Below are 23,752 nucleotides of genomic sequence, written 5' to 3'. Positions count from 1 at the left end.
TCGTATAATCAAAGGAGGCGGCTCGCCGGTGCGCGCCGCCTCCTTGTTGGAGAGGACATGCCATGGGTTCGCCCCTCATTCGCTGGATCAGCATACTGTTGACCACACTGTTGCTTTCGGCCTGCGGCTTCCAGATGCGCGGCCAGGCCATTCCCCCCGAACTGATGACCATGAAGGTGGTCGGTGACACCAAGAGCGATCTCTATCGACTGGTGACCACCCGCCTCAAGGCGTCAGGGGTCGTGCTGGACGACAAGGAAGGCATTCCGGTGCTGACCCTGGGCAGCATCGGCAACAGCAGCGAGGTCGCCTCGGTCGATGCCCTCGGTCAGGACAGGGAGTATGTGCTCGGCTACAGCACCAGCTTTACCATCTCCATGCCGGGTCAACCGACCCAGATCTTCCCCATCACCTTCAACCGCAGTTTCCTGAACAAACCGGACGCGGCCCTTGCCTCATCCCGCGAGCAGGAGCAGCTCGGCAAGGAGATGCAGGAACAGGCCGCCAGCCTGATAGTGCGGCAGCTGAGCCAGGTCAAGTTCTGATGAGAGTATCTTGATGAGGATTTACCCCGAGCAGTTTGCGGATCACCTCAAGGCAGGGCTCAGGCCCTGCTATCTCGTCTTTGGTGCCGAGCCGCGGCTCGAGACAGCAGAGCAGGCCATCGACCTTGCCCATCCATCGACCCAGCCAGAACAAATTCTGATGAGAGTATCTTGATGAGGATTTACCCCGAGCAGTTTGCGGATCATCTCAAGACAGGGCTCAGGCCCTGCTATCTCGTCTTTGGTGACGAGCCGCTGCTCAAACAGGAGGCCATCGACAGCATCCGCCAGCACGCACACAAGCTGGGGTTCGATGAGCGCCACAGTTTCGTGGTCGAGCCGGGGCTTGACTGGAACCAGGTCTACGATGCCTGCCAGGCTATGAGCCTGTTCTCGGCCCGCCAGCTCATCGAGTTGGAGCTCCCCCCCAAGGTCGACAAGGATCTCGCCGCCCGCATCAGCGAAATCGGCAAGCAGCTGCATCCCGACCTGCTGCTGGTGCTGAGCGGTGGCCGGCTCAACCAGACCCAGATGAAGGCAGCCTGGTTCGACAAGCTCTACCAACTTGGAACCTATGTGCCGGTCAACCACCCGGAGCCGCGCTTCTTCCCGCGCTGGATGGGGGCCCGTTTTCAGAAGTTCGGCCTCAAGGCCCTGCCCGATGCCATCAATTTCATGTGCCATGCCTATGAGGGCAACCTGCTGGCGGCGAGTCAGGAGATTGAGAAGCTGACCCTGCTGGATCCACCTCAGCCGATCAGCGTTCCCTATCTGCAAGAGACCATCATTCGTCACGCCCACTTCACCCCCTTCCAGCTGATCGATACCCTGCTGGAGGGCAAAGTGAACCGGGCCCAGCGCATCTTGCAGGCCCTGCGCGCCGAGGGCACCGAGCCCGGCATGCTCGCCTGGACCCTGACTCGCGAGCTGGAACAGCTCACCGAGCTGTCGCTGGCCATGCGCAGTGGCCAACCCCTGGGGGAGCACTTCTCCCGCCTGCGTATCTGGCAGAGCCGCCAGCAGCTGATCCAGCAGGCACTGACCCGCTTGCCCTTTGCCAAGTTGCAGCAGCTCTGGCAGCTGATGAGCCAGCTCGACGCCGCCCTGAGCCACTTCGAGACACAGCGTGCCTGGCTGCTGCTGCAAACCCTGGCCCTGGGATTTCGCGATGGCCACCCCTTGCCGATGGCTGTGGAGCGCAACCCATGCTAAGCAAACCAATCGGCCTGCGCGCGACAAAGGCCACCTTCGAGTCCATTTGTCATCGGCCCCCGACGATCAGGACAGTGCCACAGGGGTGGGCTGCATGTTGAATCCAGCTATCGGCCTGCTCGGCGGCACCTTCGATCCCATTCATATCGGCCATCTGCGCCCAGCCATCGAGGCGCAACAGGCGCTGTCACTGGCCGAGATCCGGCTCATTCCAAACCATATCCCCCCCCACAGGGCCAACCCCTTCTGCTCGAGCGAACAACGCCTGGCCATGGTCAGGCTGGCGGCGGCCGAGAATCCGGGGTTTGTGGTCGATGAGCGGGAGCTGAGGAGAGAGCGTCCCTCCTACACCATAGAGACGCTTATCGAGCTGAGGAGCGAGCTGCCCGACACGCCGCTCTGCTTTCTGATGGGCATGGATTCCCTGCTCAGTCTGCCGAGCTGGCATCGCTGGCAAGCACTGCTCGACCATGCCCATCTGGTGGTGAGTGGCCGCCCGGGTTGGCAGCCGGATTACCCCGCCCCGGTGGCCGAGCTGCTGGCCCGCCATCAGACTCGGGATCCCGGTGCCCTGCACCAGCGCCTGGCCGGTCATATATGGCTGGCAGACAACCTGCCCATCCATCTCTCTGCCACGGCGCTGCGGGAGTTGCTGGCCAAGGGACAGGATCCCCGCTATCTGTTGCCAGCCTCTGTCGCGCACTATATTGATCAACAAGGGCTCTATCGCGCCAGCGCAAAGATCCCCCTTGCTTCCCCTACCCAGCCTGGTAGGAAATGAAGCCACCCATGATATAATCCGCCGCCCCATGCCCAAGCAAGCCGCGCCGGATCCAGAGGAGAAACACTATTGCAAGAGCAACAACTGCACGCCTTCATCATCGACAAGATCGATGACATGAAGGGCCGCGACATCGTTACCCTGGATGTGCGCGGTCAATCCACCATCACGGATACCCTGATCATCTGCTCCGGCAACTCCAGTCGTCATGTCTGTGCCATCGCCAGCAACCTGGCGAGCGAGGCGCGCCATGCCAAGCTCAATCTGCTGAGCGTGGAAGGACAACAGACCGGCGAGTGGGTGCTGGTCGATCTGGGCTCCGTCATAGTGCATGTGATGCAAGACGAGTATCGCGACTTCTACCAACTGGAGAAACTCTGGGGCAGTGCTCCGGTACAAGCCTGATCCCCATGAAGATTCAGTTAATTGCCGTGGGCACCAAGATGCCCGCCTGGGTCGAGCACGGCTTCCAGGAATACCGCCGCCGCTTTCCCAAAGACATGCCATTTGAGCTGGTCGAGATAAGCGCAGGCAAACGCGGCAAGAATGCCGACATCCCCCGTATCCTGCAAAAGGAGGGGGAAGCCATGCTGACCGCAGCGGGTCGTTCACGCCTCGTCACCCTGGATATTCCCGGCAAGCCCTGGACCACGGAGCAGCTGGCAGGCCAGCTGGAAGCCTGGAAGCTGGATGGCCGCGACGTCGCCCTGCTGGTAGGCGGCCCCGAGGGGCTCTCTCCTGAATGCAAGGCGGCTGCCGAGCAGAGCTGGTCCCTCTCGCCACTCACCCTGCCCCATCCCCTGGTGCGGGTCTTGGTGGCCGAGAGCCTTTACCGGGCCTGGAGCATCACCACCAACCACCCTTATCACAGGGAATAGCGCTTTATGTTTTCGCTCCCCCCCAAGGTTGAGGCATCCCCATGCTGAAACAACGCATCGAGATGCGCGATCACAGTGCAGAGGGCAACCTCTTCTTCCGTCGCACCCTGGTCGCCTACCTGGGCATGGTCGCCCTGATGCTGGTGCTGCTCGGCAATCTCTACTACCTGCAGGTAGAATCGTTCGACACCTACCAGACCCGCTCCAATGACAACCGGATCAGGGTCGTGCCGGTGGCCCCTCCGCGCGGCCTCATCTATGACACCAATGGCGTGCTGCTGGCGGAAAATCGCCCGGTCTACAGCCTGGAAATCGTGCCGGAAGAGGCCGGGGACATCGACAAGATGGCCGATGAACTCATCGCCCTGCTCGGGCTGCCGGAAGGGACCAAGGAGAAGTTCCTGGCGGAGGTCAAGCGTCAGCGTCGCTTCAAGCCCGTCTCCCTCTATGAGAAGCTGACCGAGAAGCAGGTCGCGGTCTTCTCCGTCGATCAGCACAACTATCCGGGGGCCAGCATCGAGGCCTACCTCAAGCGCTATTACCCCTTTGGCGATACCCTCACCCATGCCCTGGGTTATGTGGCCAAGATCAATACCCGGGATGTGGAGCGTCTCGATAAAGAGGACAAACTCGCCAACTACGCGGCCACCAAGGATATCGGCAAGCAGGGGGTGGAGAAGTTCTACGAGGATCAGTTGCACGGCGTCGCCGGCTACCAGGAGGTCGAGGTCAATAACCGTGGCCGGGTGGTGCGTACCCTCAAGTTCCAGGCACCCCAGCCCGGCAAGGACATCTACCTCAACATCGACATCCGCCTGCAGCTACGTGCCCAGCAGCTGCTGGCTGGCCAGCGGGGGGCCATCGTCATGATGGATCCCAAGACCGGTGCCATCCTGGCCATGGAGTCGAGCCCGAGCTATGACCCCAATCTGTTCGTGACTGGCATCTCCACCACCAATTATTCGGGTCTGCTCAACGATCCGGCCCGCCCGCTGGTCAACCGCACCACCCAGGGCATCTATGCCCCCGCCTCCACCGTCAAGCCGATGATGTCGGTGATGGGGCTCAACGAGGGGGCCATCACCCCCCAATACCGCTACTTTGGCGGACCCACCTTCTCCATTCCCGGTACCACCAAGAAGTTCCGGGACTGGCGCCGCTGGGGCCATGGCTGGCTCGATGTGTATCGCGCCATCGAGGTGTCGGCGGATACCTATTTCTACGATCTCGCCTACCGGGTCGGCATCGACAAGATCCACGAATACATGACCCAGTTCGGTTTCGGTCAGTACAGTGGCGTCGATCTCTACGAGGAGACCCGAGGGGTCATGCCCTCCCGGGAGTGGAAGATGAAACGCTGGCGCCAACCCTGGTATCAGGGTGACACCATCTCCATCGGCATAGGCCAGGGCTACTGGAGTGCCACGCCCATCCAGCTCGCCAAGGCGATCAGCATCCTGACCCAGAATGGTCATGACGTGACGCCGCACCTGCTCAAGAGCACCGTCTCCCTGGATGGCTCGGTGCCTGCGCCGATCAATACCAAGGTGGCGCTCAAGACCAAGAGCGACAGCTATTGGCAAGTTGCCCAGCAGGGCATGTGGCGGGTCAACCAGGGCAAGGAAGGCAGTGGCCGTCATGCCTTTGCCCATACCCCCTACGTCTCCGGTGGCAAATCGGGCACGGCCCAGGTGGTCGGTCTGAAGGAGAACCAGATCTATAACGCGGCCACCACCAAGGTGGAGCACAGGGATAATGCACTCTTTGTCGCTTATGCCCCCTTCGAGGCGCCCAAGGCCGTGGTGGCCCTGGTGCTGGAGAACGCCGGTGGCGGCAGCAAGAACGCAGCCCCTGTGGCACGTCAGATGCTCGACTCCTATCTGCTGCCCCCCGAGCCCGAACTGCCCCCGGCCCCGCTCAAAGCGGCGGCAGCCAAACCGACCGATGCCAACGCCACAGAGGTAAGCCCCCATGAGTAACTCGGCCCGCCAGAACAGCCTCTGGTACCGGCTGCATATCGATTTGCCCCTGCTGATCGGTCTGCTCTGCCTCATGGCCCTCTCCATGGTGGTGCTCTACTCCGCCTCGGGTCAGGACATGGACTCCATCGTGCGCCAGCTGGTGCGCGGCGGCCTCGCCTTCGTGCTGATGCTGGCCCTGGCCCAGCTGCCACCGACCCTCTATGCCCGCTGGGCCATCCCCGTGTTCACCGTGGTGGTGCTGATGCTGATCGCGGTCGATGTCTTTGGTCATATCGGCAAGGGGGCGCAGCGCTGGCTGGATCTCGGCTTCATGAAATTCCAGCCCTCCGAAGTGATGAAGGTCTCCATGCCCATCATGGTGGCGACCTGGCTCAGCCGGCATTCGCTGCCTCCCAAACTCAGCCACGTGATAGTCGCCCTGATCATGGTGCTGCTGCCGACCCTGCTCATCGCGGCCCAGCCCGATCTTGGCACCTCCATCCTGGTGGCGGCCTCCGGCTTCTTCGTCATCTTCCTGGCGGGGATCAGCTGGTGGCTCATCGGACTGGCCGCGCTGCTGGCGGCGGCCTTCATGCCGGTACTCTGGTTCTTCCTGATGCACGACTACCAGCGTCAGCGGGTGCTGATGCTGCTCGATCCGGAGAAAGACCCCCTCGGCCGCGGCTACCACATCATCCAGTCCAAGATAGCCATCGGCTCCGGCGGCGTCTTTGGCAAGGGCTGGCTGCAGGGCACCCAATCCCAGCTGGAATTTTTGCCAGAGCGCCACACCGACTTCATCTTCGCGGTGTTCAGCGAGGAGTTCGGCCTGGTGGGCGTCGCGCTGCTGCTCGCACTCTATCTCTACATCATCAGCCGCTGCCTCTATATCTCGATGCAGGCCCAGAGCAGCTTCGAACGCCTGCTTGGCGGCGCCCTGACCCTCACCTTCTTCGTCTATGTGTTCGTCAACATGGGCATGGTCAGCGGCATACTGCCGGTGGTCGGCGTGCCGCTGCCGCTGGTGAGTTACGGCGGCACCTCCATGGTGACCCTGATGGCCGGCTTCGGCATCCTGATGTCCATTCAGACTCACAGAAGGCTGCTGGCCTGATGCTGCGGCGCGCCTCCCGCCTGCTGTTGCTGGCAGTGACCTTGCCAACCATGGCGGCTCCCGTCGCCACTGCGCCGCCGAGCATGGCCACCCTCACCACCCTGGCCGAACGTCAGGCCGTTCCTCTGGCCGACTTGCAGGCTGCCGCCGGGGCCGCCCGACTCAATCCCGAGATACTGGCGCTGATGCAGCGCCCCTGGGAGGCCAAGCCCTGGTATCAGTACAGAGCGCTGTTCGTCACCGAACAACGCATTCAGGCCGGTGTGCGCTTCTGGCAAGAAAACCACACGCAGCTCAGCCAGGCGGAACAGACTTACAGAGTCCCCGCCGCCCTCATCACCGCCATCCTGGGGGTAGAAACGGCCTACGGTAAGCAGATGGGCCGCCACGGGGTACTCGACAGTCTCTATACCCTGGGTTTCTACTACCCGGAACGGGCCGATTTTTTCGCCAAGGAATTTGCCCAGCTGGTGCTACTCGGCCAGGAGGAGGGATTGTCCCTCCAGACCCTCAAGGGCTCCTACGCGGGCGCCATGGGCATGGGTCAATTCATGCCCTCCAGCTATCGCCACTATGCCGTGGATTTTGATGGTGACGGCAAGCGGGATCTGTTCGGCAACAAGGCCGATGCCATCGGCAGCGTGGCCAACTATTTTGCCGAGCATGGCTGGCGCTGGCAGGAGCCCGTGGTCGAGCCCGCCGAGGCGACCCTGCCGGTCGCCGAGTCTCTGATAGGCAAGGCCCCCGAACCAACCCTGCCATGGCAGACCCTGTCTGATGCCGGGCTGCGCCTCGCCACGCCACCGGATGCCAATACCAGGGTCCGTCTGCTGGCCCTCGATAAGGCGGACGGCCCCAGCTACTGGGTCGCCCGCCACAATTTCTACGTGATCAATCGCTACAACCGCAGCCCCTTGTACGGCATGGCGGTCTATCAACTCAGCCAAGCCATTCAGGATGCCTATGCAGCACAACCAAGCCCTCCTTCTCAGCCTGACCTTGTTGCTGGCCGCCTGTAGCAGCCAACCCGAGCAGCCCCCGGCCCCCCCTTCCCCCCCAGTACAGGTGGAGAAACCGCCGGTCATCGAGTTCCCCCAGGCCACTGGCGCCATACCGCGCCATGAGCCCCTGAGCGCGAGCGGCAACCGCGACTACTGGGTAGGCAAGCAGAAGTATCAGGTGTGGCGCGACATCAAGGACTACAGCGAGGAGGGCTCCGCCAGCTGGCTCGACCAGGGACTCGACGGCAACAAGACCGCCAACGGCGACATCATGGACAGCAGCCAGTTCAGTGCGGCCCACCGCAACCTGCCGTTGCCGAGCTATGTGCGGGTCACCAACCTCGACAATGGCAAAGAGACCATAGTGCGGGTCAACGACCGTGGTCCCTTCACGCCATCACGACTCATCGACCTCTCCCATGCCGCCGCCCATCAACTCGGCATGGTCGATAACGGCACGGCGCGAGTCAGGCTGGATCTCATCACCGATACCCCGGATCAACAGATTGAACGGGTGGCAGACATTCCCATGACGGACACCCTCGCGGCCCAGGCCCCCGAGCCCCTGGTAGCGGCCAAGCCTCCAGTCGCGCCCCCAGCCAAACCGGCGGTGAAGGCCCAGACACCTGTGGCCAGCACTGCGGCCACCCCGGCGACAGGGTCTGACAAGCGGATGCAGGTGCTCGCCAGCGGGTCCCAGCAGCGGGCCCAGAGCCTGGCCGAGAGCCTCGGCAAACAATATGGGGTACCTCATCAGATTGAGGCCGCCGGCCACGTCTTTCGCGTGCTGCTGGGCCCCATCCCTGCGGCCAAGCAGGCTGAGTTGCTGCAACAGTTGCGCAGCTCAGGATTCGAACAGGCTTTCTTGCTCCCCTGATGCGCTCGTTTCAGGCCCTCCCCCGCGACCACTGCAAGGCGGGGGCGCGCCTGATTACGACGCGTTTGCTGAGCGGGATTGTTAAAAAATCCCCCCCGATCGCCATGCCGGACTATAACCGCTGCGCGCTTCTGGTATAGTTAGCCCCGCTTTTTCATTTACATTTACCAGGGGTCATCCCCCGACCAGGCCCGCAGGAATTTTCACGATGTCCAAATTTTCTCATTCAGTTATCCTCGCCGCCCTGATCAGCGCAACCGCCCAGGCCAATACCCCGGTGCCGGATGCACTGCCCACTCCCAACAGCATGCCGGTGGTAGTGCCCGCCGCGCCGACCATTTCGGCCAAGGCCCATATCCTGATCGACTACGCCAGTGGTCAGATCCTCGCCGAGGAGAATGCCGAAGAGCGCCTGCCGCCTGCCAGTCTGACCAAGATGATGACCTCCTACATCATTGGTCAGGAGCTGCTCAAGGGGAATATCAAGCGCACCGACATGGTGACCATCAGCCAAAACGCCTGGTCCAAGAACTACTCCGATTCGTCCAAGATGTTTATCGAGGTTGGCAAACAGGTTTCCGTCGACGATCTCAACAAGGGCATTATCATCCAGTCCGGCAATGACGCTTGTGTCGCCATGGCCGAATTCCTGGCAGGCAGCACCGACTCCTTCGCCAGCCTGATGAATACCTGGTCCGCCAAGCTTGGCATGAACGACAGCCACTTCATGAACCCCCATGGTCTGGATGCCGAGGGGCACTACAGTACCGCCCACGACATGGCGCGCCTGGGCCAGGCCCTGATCCGCGACTTGCCGGAGGAGTACAAGATTTACTCCCAGAAGTCGTTCGTGTTCAACGGCATCACTCAGCACAACCGCAACCGCCTGCTGTGGGATCAATCCCTGCAGGTCGATGGCATCAAGACCGGCCACGTCAGCCAGGTCGGTTACAACCTGGTCTCCTCCGCCACCAACAATGAGGGCATGCGCCTCATCGCCGTGGTATTCGGTGCCAACAGCGAGGCCTCCCGCGCCGCCGAGAGCAAGAAGTTGCTCACCTACGGCTTCCGCTTCTTCCAAAGCGCCACCCCCTATAAAGCGGGTACCGAGCTGGTGAGCCAGAAGATCTGGATGGGTGACAAGCCGGAGGTGAAGCTGGGGGTGGATCAGGATGTCTCTGTGGTGGTGACCCGCGGTCAGGCCAGCAACCTGAAAGCGGACTTCCAGCTCGACAGCGAGCTGAAGGCACCGCTGACCAAGGGACAAAAAGTCGGAACCGTCTTCCTCAAGCAGGGTGACAAAGAGATCAAGCAAGTGCCCCTGGTTGCCCTGGAAGATGTGCAAGAGGGTGGCCTGATGAGCCGTCTGTGGGACTATGTCGTCCTGCTGGTGACCAGCTGGTTCAAGTAAGGCTCGGGTAAGTGCGTCAACCAGCGAGACCCACGTCATGGCCCTGCAGCTGACCAGCTGACGCCGGACAAGCAGGGTAAAATGTTGTCAAGTAACGGCGCCATCAGGCGCCGTTACTGTCTCGCTGACAGCCACTAGCGAATAACCCTGCAATCTGCAGGTTCCGCCGCCCCGGGATTTGTGGTAAAAAGCAGCACCTCCATGTCTTGTCGCACGAAACCGGGTCTTGATCCCGGTCTGGGCCATGCCCATATAGACTTGTACTGGCGGCCGTCTAGGCCAAGGGCAATGAGCTACATGAGAGAGTCATCCCTGATGACACAAAAGGTGAGTCAATGAATACCAAGTTTGATGAACTGCTGGAGTTCCCCTGCAAGTTCCCCTTCAAGGTACTGGGTGTCGCCGATCCCGCCCTGCCGGATCAGGTTGTCCAAGTGCTGCAGCAGCATGCGCCGGGCACTTACAGCCCCGTCGTCCAACCCAGCTCCAAAGGCAATTATCACTCTGTAAGGGTGACGGTTACCGCCCAGAGCAAAGAACATGTCGAAGCCATGTATACCGCCTTGGGTAACATAGAGCTGGTTCGCTACGTTCTGTAACCTCATGCCTTCGTCGCCCCCGGAGGGCGACGAATTTTTTGTCGTGCCCTGCCCGTGAGGAAACCATGTCCAGTCCAGCACAACATCACCTGCTGATCAGACACCTGGGTCGCAGCCCCTATCAGGCCGTGTGGGACGCCATGAAGGCGTTCACCGATGGCCGCGATGGCGACACCCCTGACGAATTCTGGTTGGTGGAGCATGAACCCGTCTACACCCAGGGACAGGCCGGCAAGGCCGAGCATCTGCTCGCCCCCGGCGACATTCCTGTGGTGCAGAGCGATCGTGGTGGCCAGGTGACTTATCATGGCCCCGGCCAGCTGGTGCTCTATGTGCTGGTGGACGTGCGCCGCTGCAAGCTGTCGGTGCGCGAGCTGGTGACCGCCCTGGAGCAGGCCATCATATCGACCCTGGCCCTGAGCGATATCGCCGCCTATGCCAAGGCGGATGCCCCCGGTGTCTATGTGCAGCAAGCCGGTTTCGAGGCCAAAATCGCCTCCCTGGGACTGCGCATTCGGCGCGGCTGCTCCTTCCATGGCCTGGCCCTCAACGTCAACATGGACATGAGCCCCTTCCTGCGGATCAACCCTTGTGGTTATGCAGGCATGCCGATGGCTCAAACCAGTGCCCTGGGCGGCCCTTTGAGCGTCGCCGACGCGGCGGTGCCGCTTATCGACGCCCTGGCCAGCCTGATCGGCTATCAGACCATTACCCATGTCGAGCAAGCAGCATGAGTCGTTTCCTGCCCTGCGGCGATGGGAACATCAAGATGCCCCCTTCGGCCATCAACCTGACAGTAACAAACACCGAGAGTGAATCATGAGCAAACCAGTTCGTATGGAGCCGGGCGTCAAGCTGCGCGATGGCGACAAGATGGCCCTGATCCCGGTGAAATTCATGCCGGATCCCACCGAAGAAGTGCTGCGCAAACCGGACTGGATGCGCATCAAGTTGCCGCCTTCGAGCCAGAAGATTGAGCACATCAAGAGCACCTTGCGTAAAAACAAGCTGCACTCGGTCTGTGAAGAGGCCTCCTGCCCCAATCTGGCCGAGTGCTTCAACCACGGCACGGCCACCTTCATGATCATGGGCGCCATCTGCACCCGTCGTTGCCCCTTCTGCGACGTGGCCCACGGCCGCCCGCTGGCACTGGATCCCGACGAGCCGCAGAAACTGGCCCTCACCATCAAGGAGATGGGGCTGAAATACGTGGTCATCACCTCGGTGGACCGCGATGACCTGCGTGACGGCGGTGCCCAGCACTTCGCCGACTGCATCAAGCAGATCCGTGAGCACAGCCCCCAGACCCGCATCGAGATCCTGACCCCGGACTTCCGTGGCCGGATGGAGCAGGCCCTGGACGTGTTCCGCGAGACCCCGCCGGACGTGTTCAACCACAACCTGGAAACCGCCCCGCGCATGTACCGGGTCGCCCGCCCCGGTGCCGACTACAAGTGGTCCCTGGAGCTGCTGCGCCGCATCAAGGAGATGCACCCCCATGTACCGACCAAGTCCGGTGTCATGATGGGTCTTGGCGAAACCAACGAAGAGATAGTCCAGGTGCTCAAGGACTTGCGCGAGCACGGCGTCAACATGCTGACCCTGGGCCAGTATCTGCAGCCGAGCCGCCACCACCTGCCGGTGAAGCGCTACGTGCCGCCCGCAGAGTTCGACGAGCTCAAAGACGTCGCCATGGATCTGGGCTTCTCCCACGCCGCCTGCGGTCCCTTCGTGCGCTCCTCTTACCACGCAGACCTGCAAGCCAAGGGCGAAGAGGTCAAATAATCGCCCTTGCATCCCCATGCATCTGCCAACAAGAAGAGCGCCTCAGGGCGCTCTTCTTGTATCGGTCAATCAAGGCTGTAATAGGTCGAGCGCCATGCCGGGTCGGCTGTTGGCTTGGCTCAATGAGGGCCCCGCACCTGTTGTTGCAGCTCAAGCAGGGCCCTGACCTCGGCCAGGCGGCGCCGGGTCAACGCAATACGCTCCGCCTTGCCCATGCCCTCACCCGTCAGCAAGTCGGCCAGACAGTGATCATAGAGAGGGCCGCTCAGGCGCCAACTGCGGCTGACGGCTCCCTGAGTCAAGGTGAGCCGCTCCTCGCTGCCACAGCGATCCAGGCTGATCTGCCGACCATCTGCCAGAGAGGCCCGGATCCCCTTCTGTCCCCCGGCAGGGCCGGCGTACTTGTCGAGCCAGATATGAAGCGGTATGGATCCCAGGGAGCCAAGCAGTTCGGCCCGTCCTTCGGCGCTGTGCAGGTCGCCTCGGGCTATGGTCTGGCCCAGCCGGTCTGTCACGCCACGGGCTTTCAGTTGCAGGGATTCATCCTCCCCAAGCGCCGCCACCAGCTCTCTGGCCTGAGTCAGCACATGGGTGCCTATGTCGAGGATGACCCCATCGGGATGGCGCAGCGCCCGGCGATCCGCTTCTCCCGTGGCAAAGTTGAGGGCGATGGGCTGCCCCTGATCGTCCCTGCCACTGGCTTCTTGCAGATAGCCCTCCAGCAGCACAAGCCGAGCACCGGTGAAGTCAGGAAGATCCGCCTGCGCCGGATCCTCTGCCTGCCAATGCACGCCAAGTTGCCCCGATAGCAGTTGCTGGATCCCACGGCGTGCCATCCAGTGATCCAGGGCCAGCACTCGCCCGGCCTGGGCAGCGTCGGCCAGCAGCGCCTCCATCTCCCCAAGCTGATCCAGACGGGCTACCAGGGGTTTTTCCACCACCAATAGCGGTATTGCGCTAGCCAGGGCTGCCTGCAGGGTCTCCAGATGAACGAGGGAGGGTGTGGTGATGAACAACAGATCCAGCGGCTTGGCCAGCAAGGCTCCCAGACTCGGCAGGCCATGAATGCCCATCAACTGCCGAGCGGGATCCACGTCATGGCCCCACAGATCTAGGCCCGGTATGGTGAGCCGCTTGAGGGCTGGCAGATAAGCGGTTTCCACCACGGCGCCCAGGCCGACGAATCCAATTTGCATCAGCTTCTCTCCAAATAGATTCAATCTAGCGCCACTGGCCTTGACCTGGCCTGATCCAGAGCAATGAATCCCGCGGACCTGACTCGGCGCAGGCGTCTGGAGGCAACGACAAGGCCCCGTTCGAGCATTCCTGTTCCTTCGGGCAGAGGCTATGATGCCGACTTTCCCGCCGCATTCAGGAGCTGCTCATGTCCCCGGTCAAGGTCTTCATCATCCATGGTTACACGGCATCCCCCCAGGCCAACTGGTTTCCCTGGCTCGCCACCCGGCTCGAAGAGCAGAGGGTGCAGGTCACTGTGCTGGCCATGCCGGATCCCCATACCCCGGCGCCTGCCGCCTGGGATGCTTATCTGGCCCAGCGTATCGGAGAAGCAGATGGCAGCACCATACTGGTTGGCCACAGCCTGGGCTGCATCGCGGCCCTGCGTTACCTGCATCAACGAACCGCGACGCATCACCTCGGCGGTTTGCTGCTGGTCAGTGGCTTTGATGAGCCCCTCGCGACCCTGCCCGAGCTGACCCCCTTCGTCGCCCAGTCGCTGCCCCTTGCCGAGCTTCGTGCTCGCCTGCACCATTGCGCCCTGATCGCCTCCATGGATGATGCCATAGTGCCCCAGCCCTACTCGGCGCGTCTGGCCCAGCGGCTCCAGGCTCCTTTGCATCTGATCGAGCAAGGGGGACACTTCCTCGACCGGGAGGGTTTCACCGAGTTGCCCCTCGCCTATGAACAAGTGATGGGTATGGTCAGTGCCCTGGGTGATGTCCAAGGGACGCTTAAGGCAGGTTGATGGCATGGCTGTCATTGTCGGTAGATTTCGATAACTTTCAATGACAAAACGGCCACCCGAGGGTGGCCGTTGGCTTGCGTGACGTTTGAAGCGGCAAGACTAGAGACCGGCGGCCTCCAGATGCTCCACCAGCAGCTGGACGCTGCGGTTGCCGCGCCACTCGTTGACATCGAGCCGGTAGACCAGCCGCACCCGTTTGACCGAGGCATCGGGCCAGCGCTTGAGATCCACCCCGAAGGCAATGGCATCTACCGCATGGCCGGAATCCGTGGTCAGCATCAGCTTGAGGTGCTTCTCCCCCACCAGCCGCTGCTGCACCAGCACGAACTCGCCATCGAACAGCGGCTCCGGGAAGGCCTGGCCCCAGGGGCCGGAGGCGCGGATCAGCTCCGCCAGCTCCAGACTCAGCTCGTCGGGCAGCAGCTCGCCGTCGGTGAGCAGCACCCCGGTCAGCAGCTCCGGGGTCACCAGCTCGGCGATGACCGCTTCAAACGCCCGGCCGAACGCCTCTATGTTTGCCTTGGGCAGGGTCAACCCCGCCGCCATGGCATGACCACCGAACTTGCCCATCAGGCCGGGATGGCGGGTATCGAGCAGCTCCAGCGCATCGCGCAGGTGCACCCCGGGGATGGAGCGGCCCGAACCCTTGAGCTCGGTGTCGCTGCTCTCGGCGAAGGCGATCACCGGTCGGTAGTACTTCTCCTTGATCTTGGAGGCCACCAGCCCCACCACCCCCTGATGCCACTCGTCCCTGTGCAGCACTATGCCGCTTGGCACCTCGCCATCGCGAAAACGGATCTGCTCCAGGGTGGCCAGCGCCTCCTGCTGCATGCCCTGCTCTATCTCCTTGCGCTCCTGGTTGAGGCTGTCCATCTCCGCCGCAAGCTGGCGTGCCAGGTTGAGATCATCGCTCAGCAGACAGGCGACCCCGAGGGACATGTCATCGAGACGGCCCACCGCATTGAGGCGAGGCCCCAGGGCGAAGCCGAGATCGGCGGCGCACAGCCGGCGACCATCGCGGCCCGACACGTCCACCAGCGCCTGGATGCCGGGGCGGCAGCGACCGGCCCGGATCCGCTGCAGCCCCTGATGGACCAGGATGCGATTGTTGCCATCCAGCGCCACCACGTCGGCGACGGTGCCAAGCGCCACCAGATCGAGATAGTCCGCCACATTGGGGGCGCGAATGCCGAGTCGCTCATACCAGCCGCTCTGGCGCAGATGGGTGTTGAGGGCCGCCATCAGGTAGAAGGCGACGCCGACCCCGGCCAGAGATTTCGAGGGGAAGTCGCAGCCGCGCTGGTTGGGGTTCACTATCGCATCGGCGTCAGGCAGCTCGTGGCCCGGCAGGTGATGGTCGGTGACCAGCACCCGCATCCCGGCGGCCTTGGCGGCGGCGACACCGGCGATGCTGGAGATGCCGTTATCCACGGTGATGAGGAACTCGGCGCCGCGAGCCACCGCCAGCTCGACGATTTCGGGGGTGAGGCCGTAGCCGAACTCGAAGCGGTTGGGCACCAGAAAATCGACGTGATGGCCCCCCATGGCCCGCAGGGCCAGCACGCACAGGGCCGAGCTGGTGGCGCCGTCGCAGTCGAAGTCGCCGACGATGAGGATGCGTTTCTGGGCAGTCAGCGCCCCGGCCAGCAGCGGCACCGCCTGCTCCATGCCAAACAGCCGCTGGGGCGGCAGCAGCTGGCTGGCGCTGCGCTCCAGCAGGGCGGGATCCTCCACCCCGCGACTGGCGAAGATTTGACGCAGCAAGGGATGCAGGGTATCGGGGAGATGAGCATCATCCACCCGGGGACGACGACGAATTTGCAGGGACATGGGGCTATCCAATGGGGTTAATCAACACGGTGGCAGAGGCCGAAAACAGGTGGCAAGGATCGCACTCCTGCCCCCGATAGGCAAATTCCATCATTCTGGATCTTATTACGAATCCCATTAATAACTGATCGTTAACAGAAATTTTGCCCGCTCAGGTTGCCAATTGGGCTCAGTCACATCAAGCTAGCAGAGATGGCTCATGGGTGTAGGCGCAGCCTGTACTCAGCCCTCACTCCATCACTCATAACTTTGTGCAACTTTACCCATTTGGAGAGATTTCAATGAGCCTGATCCAGGAATTCAAGGCCTTTGCCGCCCGTGGCAACGTGATCGACATGGCCGTCGGTATCATCATAGGTGCCGCCTTCGGCAAGATAGTCTCCTCGTTCGTCGGTGACATCATCATGCCCCCCATAGGTATCATCCTGGGCGGGGTCGATTTCAGCGATCTGGCCGTGGTGCTCAAGGCGGCCGAGGGAGAGACCCCCGCCGTGGTGATCGCCTATGGCAAGTTTATCCAGACCATCATCGACTTCCTGATCATCGCCTTTGCCATCTTCATGGGCGTCAAGGCCATGAACAGCATGAAGAAACAAGCCGAGGAAGCGCCAGCGGCACCAGCCGCGCCGACCAAGGATCAAGAGTTGCTGAGCGAGATCCGCGATCTGCTCAAGAACAAGCAGCAATAACTCCCCGGCAAGCCCCCGCAACCACGCCGAGGAGGGCCCCCTTCTCGGCCATAAGCCCAAATGAATATACAAATGACAGATCAATCATTTGCCTTGAGGGATCCCGCCACGTAGACTGGTCGGTCAGCCTGTTTCGGCCCAGAACCTTTCAGGAATGCCATGACCTCCCCCAGCAAACCCACAAACAGTTACCATCAGTTTGTCACTTATTATCTCATCATCCTGGCCATCCCCATGCTGCTGATCAGTGGCGGTCTCTTCTATTTCAATCAGCTCACCCAGTCCAATCTTCTCCAGGCGACACTCAAGGCGACCAGCCAGATCATGGTTCAAGACATAGCCCGCCAGAGCACCATGCTGGTCGCCCAGCTCAATATGGCGGGAGAGCAGTTGCAAAAGACAAAAAGAGGAAATCGGCTCTCCAATGCAGAAAAAGAAGAGCTGGCCCAGCGCTGGCGCGCGCTGAGCTATCCCTCCCCCCTGATAAAGCACATCTACTACAGCAGTCATCAGGGCAGCTTCTTCTCCTATCCCACCTTGCGGCTCACCGACGACTACCTGCCCACCCGGCGCCCCTGGTATCAGGTTGCCCTTGAGCTGCCTAATACACCTGTGTGGGGGAATCCTTATAGCGATGCCTTGACCAAGATCCCGGTCATATCGGTCTCCAAGGCCTTGCTCGCTCCCGACGGCAAAATTGATGGGGTAGTCGCCCTCGATGTGTCGCTGCAGGAGTGGAGTCTTATCTTTCAGCAACACACCAAACTGGCCAACGGGGCCCGTATGATGCTGGTCGATACCCAGACCGGGATCCTGATCGCTCACAGCGACGCTTCTCTCATCAACAGCCCCGCCGACCCCAAGATGCTGGTGCAGTTGGAGGGGTTGGATGGCCAGTTCCTCGATGAGGAGAATAACCTCGTCACCTTCGTCAGCATTGAGGGGCACCCCAACTGGATCCTGGTGACTCAGCTCCCCTTCAGCCTGACCAATAACATCAACAAGGGGTTCATCACCACAGTCATTGTCATGTTGCTGCTCTCCCTACTGCTGTTTGGCCTGGTGGCCGTCATCTTCAAGAACAAAATTGAACAGATCATCACCCAGCTCATCCAGGTCGTGCGCCTGATGCGAGTCACGCCTCCCGGCAAACAGGTTATCCTGCCCAGTATCAAAGGGGTTGAGGAGCTGGAAGATGAGCTCAACCGGATGACGGCCAAGATGGACAAGGTGGCCGACAATGCGAATCGAGATGCGCTCACCGGCCTCTACAATCGCCGTTATTTCGATAACCAAATGCGTCGGCTTCATGACGAGCAGCGTCCCTTCGTACTCGCCTTGGTCGATCTCGACAATTTCAAGTCGATCAATGACAGCTTCGGCCACCCGACCGGAGATGCGGTCCTCAAGCGCGTGTCGGCCCTGGGACAGGAGATCCTGCCCCAGGGGGGGACCCTGTGCCGCTATGGTGGCGAGGAGCTGATCGTCATCTTCGAACAGGAGTCACTGCTGGAGGCCAAGCTGCTGATGGAAGCGTGGCGAACAGCAGTCAGCAGGCTGGTATGGCGTGAACCTGCACTATCCGTCACCTTCAGCGCTGGTCTCGGAGCCTGGCAGGGGCAAGCCTGGGAAGCGCTGTTGCAACAGGTGGATGATGCGCTCTACCAGGCCAAAGCCAATGGCAAGAACCAGTTGGCAGAAGTCAGCTCACACTGAGTCAGGCACGGGGGTGATGCTCGCCATGCAGCGCCTTGAGCCGTTCATTCGCCACATGGGTGTAGATCTGGGTGGTGGAGAGATCCGCGTGCCCCAGCAGCATCTGCACCACCCGCAAGTCGGCACCGTGGTTGAGCAGGTGGGTGGCAAACGCGTGGCGCAAGGTGTGAGGGGACAGCTCCCCGGCAATGCCGGCGCGCAGGGCGTAGAGCTTGATGCGATGCCAGAAGGTCTGGCGGGTCATCATCTGCGCCCGTTTGGAAGGGAACACCACATCCGAGCTCACCCCGCCGAGCAGCAGGGGACGCGAGGCGCGATAATAACGTTCGAGCCAATGCACCGCCTCCTCCCCCATGGGCACCAGCCGCTCCTTGTTGCCCTTGCCGACTACTCGCACCAGCCCCTGGCGCAGGCTCAGGTGCTCGGCGGTCAATCCCACCAGTTCCGAGACCCGCAAGCCAGTGGCGTAGAGCAGCTCCAGCATCGCCTTGTCCCGCAGCTCAAGGGGATCCTCCACATCAGGCTCATCGAGCAAGGTGCCAACCTGCCCCTCACTCAGGTCTGAGGGGAGCTTCTTGGGCAACTTGGGCCCCTCCAGCAAGACGGTCGGATCGTCACTGCGCAGCTTCTCCCGGTTGAGATACTGATAGAAGCGGCGCAAGGCGGAGAGAAAGCGCGCCGTGCTGCTGGGGGCGAAGCCCTGATCCACCCGCCAGGCGAGGTAGTGCTGGATCTCGGCCATCCCCGCCAGCAGCAGGGCGCTACCCTGCGCATCCAGCCAATGGGCGAACTTGCTCAAGTCGACCCGGTAGGAGGCCACGGTATTGTCAGACAGGCCCCGCTCCAGCCAGAGCGCGTCGAGGAACTGCTCGATCAGGGGGTGCGGAGAGTGGGCGGACTTGACGGTTTTCTTGGTCATGGGGCGGCCGGGTTGACGAACAGGTTGCCATTCTAACGCCAAGTCGGGGCCGCCACACAAGCCGGGCTGCGAGTGTCGGATCAGACGCCCTGATATGGCGAGGGATCAAGGCCCGTCCAGACTGGGAAGCGGCGGCCACTCTCTGGTAAACTTGCCCCCTTACCTTGAGCTGGCTGGAAGAGCGATGAAGATAGGTCTGTTTTACGGTTCCACCACCTGTTACACCGAGATGGCCGCCGAGAAGATCCGTACCCTGCTGGGCCCGGAGCTGGTCGACATCCACAACATCAAAGACGTGCCCATGGTACGCATGCAGGATTACGAGATCCTGATCCTCGGCATCTCCACCTGGGATTTCGGCGAGTTGCAGGAAGATTGGGAATCCAGCTGGGATGACATCGCCGGGCTCGACCTCGAGGGGCGCATCATCGCCCTGTTCGGCATGGGCGATCAGCTCGGCTACGGCGACTGGTATCAGGATGCCCTCGGCCTGCTCCACGATCAGCTGCTGCCCAAGGGAGTCAAGCTGGTGGGTTACTGGCCCAATGAAGGGTACGAATTCGAGGCCTCCAAGGCACTCATCGACGACGGTCGCCACTTCGTCGGCCTGGCCCTCGATGACGCCAACCAGTATGACCAGACCGATGAGCGACTCGAACAGTGGGTCGAACAGATCCTCAATGAGATCCAGGAACTGCTGTAAGCCTGCCCTTCCCCTCATATTTTCTATTGTCGTCATCGGGTTCGGCCTAGCGACTTTTGCACACTGGTCTGTAACAATGTTTACCTGCGCCCAACATAATCCTAAAAATCAGGGCGCTGGAAGCAAACAGGAATAGACCAGAAAAGGAAATTCTATGATCCAAATCTCCCTCCTGGCCCCCGCCATCGCCCGCGACGTGCTCGATCACGCCCTGGCGCTGGGGGCCGACTTCGCCGAGCTGTTTGTGGAGCGCAAGCGCCGCAGCCAGATCAGCCTGCTGTCGAGCCAGATAGAAAATATCAGTGGCGGCCTCGATTTTGGCATAGGCGTGCGCCTGTGCTATGGCCACAAGGTGCTCTACGGCTACACCAATCTGGCCAGCCGCGATGAGCTGCTGCGCATCGTCACTCTGCTGGCGGCAAAAGACAGACGGGATCCTGTGGTGACCGCCACCGCCTTCGATTTCACCCGTTTGACCGATCACCATCCCATCGCCCTGCCGCTGTCGGCGGACAAGCTGCTTGAGCAGAAGATCGCTTATCTGCATGCCATGGATGCCGCCGCCCGCAGCGAGAGTGACAAGTTGAGCCAGTTCTCCGCCAATGCCATGGGCTGGGAGCAGGAGGTGGAGATCTTCAACAGCGAAGGGTTGCAGGTGGGGGATCGTCGCCACTACAACCGCATCATGGCCCAGGCCATCGCCGCCCAGGGCAGCGAGCAGACCATGGGCTACGAGGCCCCCGGTGCCCTCATGGGCTGGGAGCATGCGGCCAGCATAGATCCCCGCGAGCTGGCGCTCACCGCCACTCGCCAGGCGCTGGTAAAACTCGGCGCAGCTCCCTGCCCGAGCGGTACCCTGCCGGTCATCATGGAGAGCGGCTTTGGCGGCGTCATCTTCCACGAGGCCTGTGGCCACCTGCTGGAGACCACCTCGGTCGCCAAGAAGGCCTCGGTGTTTCACGACAAAATGGGCCAGCTCATCGCCAATCCGGCGGTCAGCGCCGTGGACGAAGGCTTGCAAGGCAACGCCTGGGGCTCCATCAACGTCGATGATGAAGGCATGGCGACCCAGCACACCCAGCTCATCAAGGATGGGGTACTGACCGGCTTCCTGGTCGACCGCATGGGGGCGCTCAAGACCGGCCATGCCCGCACCGGCTCAGGGCGACGCGAATCCTATCGCTTCGCCCCCGCCTCGCGCATGCGCAACACCTTTATCGAAGCGGGCAATCACAGCCTCGACGAGATGCTGGCCACGGTGGAACACGGCATCTATGCCAAGAAGATGGGCGGCGGCTCGGTGCAACCTGGCACCGGCGAGTTCAACTTCAACGTGCAGGAGGCTTACCTCATCGAGCACGGCAAGATCACCCGGCCGCTCAAATCGGCGACCCTGATAGGCACCGGCCCCCAGGTGCTCAAGGAGATCTCCATGGTCGGCCGCGATCTGGCCCTCGCCGCGGGCATGTGTGGTTCCGTCTCGGGCTCAGTGCCCACCTCGGTCGGCCAGCCAGCCTTGAAAGTGGATAACATCTTAGTGGGAGGGAACGCCTGATGAGCGCACTCGATATGAATACTCTGCTCAGCCGCCTGCTGGAGAAAGTGGCCGATATCAATGCCGAGGCGGATATCATCGCCAATCAGGACAAGGCGTTCTCCCTCAAGGCCGACAAGGGGGAGCTTGGTGAATACAAGGTCACCAGCAGTCAGCAGCTTGGCCTGCGTCTCATCAAAGATGGCCGGGTCGGCATCGCCTATTCGGAATCCCTGGATGAGGCCGCCCTCGATGCCATGTTGCAAGATGCCCTCGACGCCAGCCGTTTCGCCAAGGTGGATGCAGATCAGGCGATTCGGGTGGCCGACAGCCAGCTCAATACCGACTGCGCCGAGATCCATCAACCCGATCGCACCCCGGTGGAAGAGAAGATAGCCCTGGCCCTGCGCCTCGAGGCGGACATGCTGGCCCTGCCGGATGTGACAGGTGCGCCCTACAACAGCCTGTTCGAGGGGGAGAGCCGCCTCTGGCTCGCCAACAGCCTGGGAACCCTCTGTCAGCACAGCGAGTTCAGCGTCGGCTGCTACACCTCGGCGCTGGTTGAGCGTGAAGGGCGCCAGTCCATGCATTATCAGGGACAGTACGGCCGCCGCTTCGACGAACTCGACAGCCGTACCCTCATCGAACAGGTGTATGCCGTGGCTGAGGGGCTGCTGATGGGGGAAGCCGTGCCGAGCGGTCGCTACAGCGCCCTGTTCAGCACCAACTGCCTGGCCAGCCTGTTTGGCTGCTTCCAGTCGGCGCTGTCTGGCAAATGGGCCCAGCAGGGGATCAACCCCTGGCGCAACAAAGTAGGGCAGAGCGTGGCGTCGCGCTGGCTCACCCTAGAGAGCCGGGTCTATATGCCGGGGGGCATGAACATCAAGGCCTTCGACGGTGAGGGAGCCCCCAGCACCGATCTGCTGCTGATTGGCGAGGGGGAGCTGAAAACCCTGCTCCACAACAGTGTCACGGCGCACCACTTCGGCATCCAGAGCAATGGGGCCGCATCACGCAGCGCCCGCAGCGCTCTGGATGTCAGCCCGCGCCATCTGGTGTTTGGCACAGGCCCCCACAGCGAGACCGAGGTACAAACAGGCGAGTATCTGGAACTGGTCAAGCTCGATGGCCTGCACTCGGGGGCCGATGCGGTGAGCGGTGACTTCTCGTTTGGCGCCTCGGGCTTCCTGTGTCGGGACGGGGTTCGCATCGCGCCGGTACGCGGCATCACGGTGGCGGGCAACTTCTACCGCCTGCTCGGGGAGCTGGAAGCGGTCGGCGACTTGCTGCACCACGACGATGGCAAAGGCTTCTACGCGCCGCTCATCCGCTTCGGCGGCTTGAACATCGCCGGGAAATAAGCGGTGCGTTTGACCCGATGGCAAAGGCTCCTACGCACCATCATTCATCCGCTTTGGCGGGCTGAGCATCGCCGGGAAATAAGCGGTGCGTTTGACCCGATGGCAAAGGCTCCTACGCACCATCATTCATCCACTTCGGCGGCTTGAATATCGCCGGGAAATAGCCCGCTGACACAGGAAATGATGGCAAAGTCTTCTACGCGCCATCATTCATCCGCTTCGGCGGGCTGAGCATCGCCGGCAAGTGAGCCCTTCGGACAAGAAGAGCCGCTGTATGCCAGCACAGAGATGGGGCGGTGGCCTGAACCTCGAAGGTAACTGACTGTATACAGTGCAGAAATTGCTGCTCTCCCCCACTCCAAAACGGCGCCTGATGGCGCCGTTTTTTCATTGATGGCGCCCCTTATTCTCCCCTCCTAACCTCTAAGAGCCACCGGTCGCATCGGCCGGAAACGTCTGGAGAATGCAAGATGGACAACACGCTAGTCTGGGCCGACATTCCAACCCGGGATCTGGACCGCGCCATGGCCTTCTACTCGGCCCTGCTCGACGTGCCGGTCACGGCACAACAGGAGGAGATACGCTTCGCCATGCTGCGCCACGACGGCAATAATGCAGCGGCCTGTCTCGGCCCCATGGATGAATACCACCAGCCCGGCGGCAGTGGCCCCCTCATCTATCTCTCCCTCGGAGACAGGCTGAAAGAGGCCGAACTCATGGTTCCCCGGCTCGGCGGGCGGGTGCTGGCACCTCTGCACGGCATCGGCAGCGGTCACGGCTCCCGGGTCATCATCGAGGACACCGAAGGCAATCGACTGGCGCTCTATGCGCCCCCGGCATCCTGATCCAATG

Annotated in this window: 24 protein-coding genes; 21 read left to right on the top strand and 3 right to left on the bottom strand. The window is 61.8% G+C overall.

The window, feature by feature from the left end; all coding sequences use genetic code 11:
• Nucleotides 1-62 precede the first annotated feature (62 nt).
• The 14 genes from lptE to lipA all read left to right on the top strand — a co-directional run bounded on the left by lptE (nucleotide 63) and on the right by lipA (nucleotide 12,164).
• Entirely contained in the window at nucleotides 63-545 is a 483-nt protein-coding gene (lptE, locus tag M2366_RS05180; RefSeq protein ID WP_042040907.1) for an LPS assembly lipoprotein LptE, read from the top strand.
• A gap of 13 nt (nucleotides 546-558) precedes the next feature.
• Complete coding sequence (locus tag M2366_RS05175; protein ID WP_259269441.1) at nucleotides 559-720, top strand: DNA polymerase III subunit delta; 162 nt, start codon at nucleotides 559-561, stop codon at nucleotides 718-720.
• Nucleotides 720-1,757 (top strand): DNA polymerase III subunit delta, encoded by a 1,038-nt coding sequence (gene holA / locus M2366_RS05170; protein ID WP_259269440.1) that lies wholly within the window; start codon nucleotides 720-722, stop codon nucleotides 1,755-1,757. Before M2366_RS05175 ends, holA begins: the two co-directional genes overlap by 1 nt.
• 94 nt (nucleotides 1,758-1,851) lie before the next feature.
• Nucleotides 1,852-2,538 (top strand): nicotinate-nucleotide adenylyltransferase, encoded by a 687-nt coding sequence (gene nadD / locus M2366_RS05165; RefSeq protein WP_259269147.1) that lies wholly within the window; start codon nucleotides 1,852-1,854, stop codon nucleotides 2,536-2,538.
• 69 nt (nucleotides 2,539-2,607) lie between these two features.
• Nucleotides 2,608-2,943, top strand: coding sequence for a ribosome silencing factor (rsfS, locus tag M2366_RS05160; RefSeq protein WP_042040911.1), 336 nt, complete (start codon nucleotides 2,608-2,610; stop codon nucleotides 2,941-2,943).
• Nucleotides 2,944-2,948: 5 nt separating this feature from the next.
• Nucleotides 2,949-3,416 (top strand): 23S rRNA (pseudouridine(1915)-N(3))-methyltransferase RlmH, encoded by a 468-nt coding sequence (gene rlmH / locus M2366_RS05155; protein ID WP_259269146.1) that lies wholly within the window; start codon nucleotides 2,949-2,951, stop codon nucleotides 3,414-3,416.
• A gap of 41 nt (nucleotides 3,417-3,457) precedes the next feature.
• Nucleotides 3,458-5,395 carry a penicillin-binding protein 2 gene (gene mrdA / locus M2366_RS05150; protein ID WP_259269145.1) on the top strand — a complete coding sequence of 646 codons (1,938 nt, stop codon included), beginning with the start codon at nucleotides 3,458-3,460 and terminating at the stop codon, nucleotides 5,393-5,395.
• The gene (gene rodA / locus M2366_RS05145) at nucleotides 5,388-6,491 is read left to right on the top strand and encodes a rod shape-determining protein RodA (protein ID WP_259235466.1); all 1,104 of its coding nucleotides are present in this window, start codon (nucleotides 5,388-5,390) and stop codon (nucleotides 6,489-6,491) included. Before mrdA ends, rodA begins: the two co-directional genes overlap by 8 nt.
• Nucleotides 6,492-6,514: 23 nt before the next feature.
• Nucleotides 6,515-7,510, top strand: coding sequence for a lytic murein transglycosylase B (gene mltB / locus M2366_RS05140; protein WP_396021401.1), 996 nt, complete (start codon nucleotides 6,515-6,517; stop codon nucleotides 7,508-7,510).
• Complete coding sequence (locus M2366_RS05135) at nucleotides 7,455-8,369, top strand: septal ring lytic transglycosylase RlpA family protein (RefSeq protein WP_259269144.1); 915 nt, start codon at nucleotides 7,455-7,457, stop codon at nucleotides 8,367-8,369. Before mltB ends, M2366_RS05135 begins: the two co-directional genes overlap by 56 nt.
• A 208-nt stretch (nucleotides 8,370-8,577) precedes the next feature.
• Complete coding sequence (locus tag M2366_RS05130) at nucleotides 8,578-9,780, top strand: D-alanyl-D-alanine carboxypeptidase family protein (protein ID WP_042040916.1); 1,203 nt, start codon at nucleotides 8,578-8,580, stop codon at nucleotides 9,778-9,780.
• Nucleotides 9,781-10,115: 335 nt separating this feature from the next.
• Complete coding sequence (gene ybeD, locus M2366_RS05125) at nucleotides 10,116-10,379, top strand: DUF493 family protein YbeD (protein WP_042040917.1); 264 nt, start codon at nucleotides 10,116-10,118, stop codon at nucleotides 10,377-10,379.
• Nucleotides 10,380-10,444: 65 nt separating this feature from the next.
• Nucleotides 10,445-11,113 (top strand): lipoyl(octanoyl) transferase LipB, encoded by a 669-nt coding sequence (gene lipB, locus M2366_RS05120; protein WP_259269143.1) that lies wholly within the window; start codon nucleotides 10,445-10,447, stop codon nucleotides 11,111-11,113.
• Nucleotides 11,114-11,198: 85 nt separating this feature from the next.
• Nucleotides 11,199-12,164, top strand: a complete 966-nt coding sequence (lipA, locus tag M2366_RS05115; protein WP_042040919.1) for a lipoyl synthase — start codon at nucleotides 11,199-11,201, stop codon at nucleotides 12,162-12,164.
• A gap of 119 nt (nucleotides 12,165-12,283) precedes the next feature.
• Here the strand turns inward: lipA and M2366_RS05110 are convergent, their stop codons facing one another.
• Entirely contained in the window at nucleotides 12,284-13,360 is a 1,077-nt protein-coding gene (locus M2366_RS05110; protein ID WP_259269142.1) for a Gfo/Idh/MocA family oxidoreductase, read from the bottom strand.
• Between the two features lie 188 nt (nucleotides 13,361-13,548).
• On the opposite strand from M2366_RS05110, the gene M2366_RS05105 reads away from it, so the two are divergent.
• On the top strand, nucleotides 13,549-14,148 hold the full coding sequence (locus tag M2366_RS05105; RefSeq protein WP_259269141.1) for an alpha/beta hydrolase: 600 nt from the start codon (nucleotides 13,549-13,551) through the stop codon (nucleotides 14,146-14,148).
• A 99-nt stretch (nucleotides 14,149-14,247) separates the two neighbouring features.
• Here the strand turns inward: M2366_RS05105 and recJ are convergent, their stop codons facing one another.
• Nucleotides 14,248-15,978 carry a single-stranded-DNA-specific exonuclease RecJ gene (recJ, locus tag M2366_RS05100; RefSeq protein WP_259269140.1) on the bottom strand — a complete coding sequence of 577 codons (1,731 nt, stop codon included), beginning with the start codon at nucleotides 15,976-15,978 and terminating at the stop codon, nucleotides 14,248-14,250.
• Nucleotides 15,979-16,259: 281 nt separating this feature from the next.
• Here recJ and mscL point away from each other — a divergent pair, with 281 nt between their 5' ends.
• Nucleotides 16,260-16,667, top strand: coding sequence for a large-conductance mechanosensitive channel protein MscL (mscL, locus tag M2366_RS05095; RefSeq protein ID WP_042040923.1), 408 nt, complete (start codon nucleotides 16,260-16,262; stop codon nucleotides 16,665-16,667).
• A gap of 159 nt (nucleotides 16,668-16,826) precedes the next feature.
• Nucleotides 16,827-18,383 carry a sensor domain-containing diguanylate cyclase gene (locus tag M2366_RS05090; RefSeq protein WP_259269139.1) on the top strand — a complete coding sequence of 519 codons (1,557 nt, stop codon included), beginning with the start codon at nucleotides 16,827-16,829 and terminating at the stop codon, nucleotides 18,381-18,383.
• Nucleotide 18,384: 1 nt separating this feature from the next.
• Here M2366_RS05090 and xerD read toward each other — a convergent pair whose 3' ends face one another.
• Nucleotides 18,385-19,302 (bottom strand): site-specific tyrosine recombinase XerD, encoded by a 918-nt coding sequence (gene xerD / locus M2366_RS05085; RefSeq protein WP_259269138.1) that lies wholly within the window; start codon nucleotides 19,300-19,302, stop codon nucleotides 18,385-18,387.
• 184 nt (nucleotides 19,303-19,486) lie between these two features.
• Between xerD and fldB the strand changes: the two genes are divergently transcribed.
• From fldB to M2366_RS05065, 4 genes are all read left to right on the top strand, one after another.
• A complete protein-coding gene (gene fldB / locus M2366_RS05080; RefSeq protein ID WP_259235461.1) occupies nucleotides 19,487-20,005 on the top strand; it encodes a flavodoxin FldB in 519 nt (172 codons plus the stop codon).
• A 154-nt stretch (nucleotides 20,006-20,159) separates the two neighbouring features.
• Nucleotides 20,160-21,560 (top strand): TldD/PmbA family protein, encoded by a 1,401-nt coding sequence (locus M2366_RS05075; protein ID WP_259269137.1) that lies wholly within the window; start codon nucleotides 20,160-20,162, stop codon nucleotides 21,558-21,560.
• Nucleotides 21,560-22,900, top strand: a complete 1,341-nt coding sequence (locus M2366_RS05070; protein ID WP_259269136.1) for a TldD/PmbA family protein — start codon at nucleotides 21,560-21,562, stop codon at nucleotides 22,898-22,900. Before M2366_RS05075 ends, M2366_RS05070 begins: the two co-directional genes overlap by 1 nt.
• Nucleotides 22,901-23,370: 470 nt before the next feature.
• Nucleotides 23,371-23,745 carry a VOC family protein gene (locus M2366_RS05065; RefSeq protein ID WP_042040928.1) on the top strand — a complete coding sequence of 125 codons (375 nt, stop codon included), beginning with the start codon at nucleotides 23,371-23,373 and terminating at the stop codon, nucleotides 23,743-23,745.
• The last annotated feature ends 7 nt before the right edge of the window (nucleotides 23,746-23,752 follow it).

It is taken from the genome of Aeromonas sp. BIGb0405, from assembly GCF_024807335.1.
Classification (GTDB): Bacteria; Pseudomonadota; Gammaproteobacteria; order Enterobacterales; family Aeromonadaceae; genus Aeromonas; species Aeromonas rivuli.
This window is presented reverse-complemented; position numbering and strand designations above follow the sequence as displayed.

Excerpts from the sequence above, each read along its gene's own strand:
- rodA (WP_259235466.1), top strand. The coding sequence starts at position 5,388 with ATGAGTAACTCGGCCCGCCAGAACAGCCTCTGGTACCGGCTGCATATC.
- M2366_RS05175 (WP_259269441.1), top strand. The coding sequence starts at position 559 with ATGAGGATTTACCCCGAGCAGTTTGCGGATCACCTCAAGGCAGGGCTC.
- lptE (WP_042040907.1), top strand. The coding sequence starts at position 63 with ATGGGTTCGCCCCTCATTCGCTGGATCAGCATACTGTTGACCACACTG.
- M2366_RS05105 (WP_259269141.1), top strand. The coding sequence starts at position 13,549 with ATGTCCCCGGTCAAGGTCTTCATCATCCATGGTTACACGGCATCCCCC.
- lipA (WP_042040919.1), top strand. The coding sequence starts at position 11,199 with ATGAGCAAACCAGTTCGTATGGAGCCGGGCGTCAAGCTGCGCGATGGC.
- xerD (WP_259269138.1), bottom strand. The coding sequence starts at position 19,302 with ATGACCAAGAAAACCGTCAAGTCCGCCCACTCTCCGCACCCCCTGATC.
- lipB (WP_259269143.1), top strand. The coding sequence starts at position 10,445 with ATGTCCAGTCCAGCACAACATCACCTGCTGATCAGACACCTGGGTCGC.
- recJ (WP_259269140.1), bottom strand. The coding sequence starts at position 15,978 with ATGTCCCTGCAAATTCGTCGTCGTCCCCGGGTGGATGATGCTCATCTC.
- M2366_RS05130 (WP_042040916.1), top strand. The coding sequence starts at position 8,578 with ATGTCCAAATTTTCTCATTCAGTTATCCTCGCCGCCCTGATCAGCGCA.
- M2366_RS05070 (WP_259269136.1), top strand. The coding sequence starts at position 21,560 with ATGAGCGCACTCGATATGAATACTCTGCTCAGCCGCCTGCTGGAGAAA.
- rlmH (WP_259269146.1), top strand. The coding sequence starts at position 2,949 with ATGAAGATTCAGTTAATTGCCGTGGGCACCAAGATGCCCGCCTGGGTC.
- M2366_RS05065 (WP_042040928.1), top strand. The coding sequence starts at position 23,371 with ATGGACAACACGCTAGTCTGGGCCGACATTCCAACCCGGGATCTGGAC.
- holA (WP_259269440.1), top strand. The coding sequence starts at position 720 with ATGAGGATTTACCCCGAGCAGTTTGCGGATCATCTCAAGACAGGGCTC.
- mrdA (WP_259269145.1), top strand. The coding sequence starts at position 3,458 with ATGCTGAAACAACGCATCGAGATGCGCGATCACAGTGCAGAGGGCAAC.
- M2366_RS05075 (WP_259269137.1), top strand. The coding sequence starts at position 20,160 with ATGATCCAAATCTCCCTCCTGGCCCCCGCCATCGCCCGCGACGTGCTC.
- M2366_RS05090 (WP_259269139.1), top strand. The coding sequence starts at position 16,827 with ATGACCTCCCCCAGCAAACCCACAAACAGTTACCATCAGTTTGTCACT.
- mscL (WP_042040923.1), top strand. The coding sequence starts at position 16,260 with ATGAGCCTGATCCAGGAATTCAAGGCCTTTGCCGCCCGTGGCAACGTG.
- nadD (WP_259269147.1), top strand. The coding sequence starts at position 1,852 with ATGTTGAATCCAGCTATCGGCCTGCTCGGCGGCACCTTCGATCCCATT.
- M2366_RS05110 (WP_259269142.1), bottom strand. The coding sequence starts at position 13,360 with ATGCAAATTGGATTCGTCGGCCTGGGCGCCGTGGTGGAAACCGCTTAT.
- M2366_RS05135 (WP_259269144.1), top strand. The coding sequence starts at position 7,455 with ATGCAGCACAACCAAGCCCTCCTTCTCAGCCTGACCTTGTTGCTGGCC.
- fldB (WP_259235461.1), top strand. The coding sequence starts at position 19,487 with ATGAAGATAGGTCTGTTTTACGGTTCCACCACCTGTTACACCGAGATG.
- ybeD (WP_042040917.1), top strand. The coding sequence starts at position 10,116 with ATGAATACCAAGTTTGATGAACTGCTGGAGTTCCCCTGCAAGTTCCCC.